4 protein-coding genes and 1 pseudogene are annotated in these 3,057 nt (G+C 48.8%); 4 read left to right on the top strand and 1 reads right to left on the bottom strand.

Annotated elements, in window-relative coordinates:
* From AB5Y50_RS16800 to AB5Y50_RS16785, 4 genes and pseudogenes are all read left to right on the top strand, one after another.
* Nucleotides 1–182: hypothetical protein (locus AB5Y50_RS16800; protein WP_368163092.1), on the top strand; the 182-nt coding region annotated here is incomplete at its 5' end.
* A 43-nt stretch (nucleotides 183–225) separates the two neighbouring features.
* On the top strand, nucleotides 226–1,173 hold the full coding sequence (locus tag AB5Y50_RS16795) for an IS30-like element ISAs2 family transposase (RefSeq protein WP_019706001.1): 948 nt from the start codon (nucleotides 226–228) through the stop codon (nucleotides 1,171–1,173).
* A 206-nt stretch (nucleotides 1,174–1,379) separates the two neighbouring features.
* Complete coding sequence (locus AB5Y50_RS16790) at nucleotides 1,380–2,456, top strand: AAA family ATPase (RefSeq protein ID WP_161653746.1); 1,077 nt, start codon at nucleotides 1,380–1,382, stop codon at nucleotides 2,454–2,456.
* A gap of 94 nt (nucleotides 2,457–2,550) precedes the next feature.
* Nucleotides 2,551–2,676: pseudogene (locus AB5Y50_RS16785) on the top strand (IS3 family transposase); the annotation flags it as partial.
* A 72-nt stretch (nucleotides 2,677–2,748) separates the two neighbouring features.
* Here the strand turns inward: AB5Y50_RS16785 and AB5Y50_RS16780 are convergent.
* Nucleotides 2,749–2,919 carry a DUF4113 domain-containing protein gene (locus AB5Y50_RS16780; protein WP_234887597.1) on the bottom strand — a complete coding sequence of 57 codons (171 nt, stop codon included), beginning with the start codon at nucleotides 2,917–2,919 and terminating at the stop codon, nucleotides 2,749–2,751.
* Nucleotides 2,920–3,057 lie beyond the last annotated feature (138 nt).

Below are 3,057 nucleotides of genomic sequence, written 5' to 3'. Positions count from 1 at the left end.
TTTCTGGTCTGACGGCGCTTACTGCTGAATTCACTGTCGGCGAAGGTAAGTTGATGACTCATGATGAACCCTGTTCCATGGCTCCAGATGACAAACATGATCTCATATCAGGGACTTGTTCGGGAATTCAGATAATAAGTGCGACACTCATGGATGAATGGCGAGAGGTGGCCAACTGCTGATTGGTGGTACCCTTCTGCTCGCCAAAGTAAAAGCAGTATCACCATGAGCTATCAGCAGTTGACCGAGGGGCAACGATACCAGTTATCGGTGCTTCGCGCACAGGGGATGTCCATCCTTGCCACCGCACGCGCCATTGGCGTTCATCGCTCCACCCTCTACCGGGAGCTGCGTCGTAACGCCGGGCCGCAGGGCTACCAGCCAGACAATGCGCATCAGCACGCCACCCACCGACGGGCCAGTGCGGCCAAATCTCGGCTATCTGCCGATGTCATCCAGTTTGTCGAGCTGACACTCGCCTGGTGGTGGAGCCCGGAGCAGATAAGCGCGGTGGGCAAGCAGATAGGCCTCATGGTGAGTCACGAGTGGATATACCGCCATGTGGCCGCCGACAAAGCCCGGGGTGGCCAGTTGTACCGCCATCTGCGCCAGGGCCACAAGCGCTACCGCAAGGGGGCGAGCAGCCTGCGTTCTCCCATCAAGGAAGCCCGCTCTATTGATGAACGGCCGGCTATCGTCGATAGCCGGGAGCGGCTCGGTGATTGGGAGGCGGACACGGTGCTGGGCAAGCAAGGCACAGGTGCACTGGTCACCCTGGTGGAGCGCAAGAGCCGGCTCTATCTGGTCAAGCGGGTCGCGAGCAAACAGGCTGGGGTGGTGCGGGATGCGATAATCGAGATGTTAACGCCCTACATCGAGCAGGTGCATACCATCACCTTTGACAACGGCGGCGAGTTTGCCGAACACAAGGCGATAGAGGAAGCGCTGGGTGCCGAGACTTACTTTGCGCACCCTTACTCTTCGTGGGAGCGCGGTCTGAACGAGAACAGCAATGGGCTGTTGAGGCAGTTTATCCCAAAGGGAACAGACCTGAGAGAGGTCACGGACGAGGATGTCAGGAGAGCGGAGCAGTGGCTCAACCTACGACCTCGGAAATGTCTCGGATTCAGGCAGCCTGTCAAGGTATTCGAAGAGTACCGTCAGGCGGCATAGGCGAGTGTCGCACTTCGAAGTTGAATTCGCGGTTCGCACCTTCCTTAGAAAAAATGTCAACCAAAGCGTTCATTCTTAGATATTTAAATATTTTTTCACTGTTATTGAAAAACGATACCATGAGCAGTAATGTATGCCAATTGGACCTGATAAATATGCGTACATCTTGACTTCTATGTAATCACATTCACAAATAAGGAAGTTATATGGTTTCTTTTGAACTGTTAGAGCAACTCCATAAATCTCACCTGCAATTTATTCTTAGGGCGAATGGCTTCACTGGTACCGGAAATAAGCATGAATTAATTGAGCGAGTGCTCAGCTCGCTATCTCTATCGCAAGCTTTAAATAGTCTAACCTTTACTGATGTTAAAACCTTGTGCTCATTTTTCAATATAAAGTATCAGGGCAAACAGGCATCTATAACAGCACTCTGTAATTTATGTGGCGCATCATCTGATACAAATAAGGTTGCCGATGTTGTACATGATGAAATATCATCAATTAAGAATGAGTTAAATGATATTGTCGGTTTGGCTGGTGTTAAAGGTAAAATAAAAGAACTCATTGCCTTCAGTGCTATTCAACAGAAAAGAAAAAATTTGGGCCTGGAGTCGGTTTCAGTTGGTAGACATATCGTTTTCACGGGTAACCCAGGAACAGGAAAAACAACAGTAGCTGGAATTATTGGCAGGTTATTCAAAGCTTATGGATTGGTGAGCCAAGGAGGATTCAGAGAGGTTAAGCGTTCAGATCTCGTCGGAGAATATATTGGAGAATCAGAAAAAACTACCAGTAAAATTCTGGAAGAAGCCAAGGGCGGGGTTCTCTTCATTGATGAAGCATATGCTTTAGCTGGCGAAAAGAATGACTTCGGCAAGGTCGTAATTGAAACTCTCATGGTTGCCATGGAGAAGTATCGTGACGATATTGTGATTATTGTTGCAGGTTATAAAGACGAAATGGAGCAGTTTTTGAATATGAACCCTGGCCTTAAGTCTCGGTTCAACTTTTTCATTGAGTTCGATGATTACAATGACGAGGAATTAGTCAGAATAGTCAAGGTAATGGCTGAAAAAAATGACTATTTAATAGAGAAAGAACTGGAAATAGCATTGCTTGATAAGTTTTCAAATTGCAGAAATTCCACCGACAAGTTCGCAAATGGCCGTCTTGCCAGAAATTTATTTGAGTCTATGTTATTGAAGCAGGCGATTCGTCTGTCTGAGACTGAAAGCTATGATGATGCCATGTTGCAGCTGTTAACAACAGCTGATTTATAATGGTTTATTTAGTGTCATTTAAATGGGCTAGTCCCTCTGTTTTCTGGGGGATTACTAAAACGGACATTCACGCCCATGTATGGAGATGGTATTCCGCACTCAAGAAGGGTAGCTCTACTTGGCGATGGTACTCGACTTGTTCTCTCGCCAGATCGTCTGTTGGGCTATGAAGCCAAGCATGAAGGCAGACTTGGCGGTTGATGTACTTTTGATAGCTGTCTGACGGTGCAAGCCAAAGCAGTCGGTACTTGTGCCTTCGGGTCAGGGCAGCCAATCCCCCGGTAGGAAATATCTACTGTCGTGGGGGCAGTCCAGACCCCGTGCCTTGGCTGGCAAAGCCTACGTGCCCCAATCCCTTGGCGTTGATCTGGTCCATCACGGCCATCAGCGCATCCGATTGAGCGGACGACGGGGCAAACAGACCGGCCTGTTGCTGTCCCTTGGGGGTGAACTCACTCAGCATGACGCCCCCTTCTGATCGCGGTAACCGTCGCGCTAAATCTGCGCTAGGCTGTGTTCTTAAAGTGATGAAGATATAATCTCACATCTTCTCAACAGCTTAAGATCCATTCCGTGTCCCGCCGTTATCAGCTGACTGATG

Origin of the sequence: Aeromonas sp. s6, assembly GCF_040907815.1 — a bacterium.
GTDB classification, from domain to species: Bacteria; Pseudomonadota; Gammaproteobacteria; order Enterobacterales; family Aeromonadaceae; genus Aeromonas; species Aeromonas caviae.
This window is presented reverse-complemented; position numbering and strand designations above follow the sequence as displayed.

What these genes read in the sequence shown, in the direction of transcription:
- AB5Y50_RS16790 (WP_161653746.1), top strand. Translation starts at nt 1,380, where the DNA reads ATGGTTTCTTTTGAACTGTTAGAGCAACTCCATAAATCTCACCTGCAA.
- AB5Y50_RS16780 (WP_234887597.1), bottom strand. Translation starts at nt 2,919, where the DNA reads ATGCTGAGTGAGTTCACCCCCAAGGGACAGCAACAGGCCGGTCTGTTT.
- AB5Y50_RS16795 (WP_019706001.1), top strand. Translation starts at nt 226, where the DNA reads ATGAGCTATCAGCAGTTGACCGAGGGGCAACGATACCAGTTATCGGTG.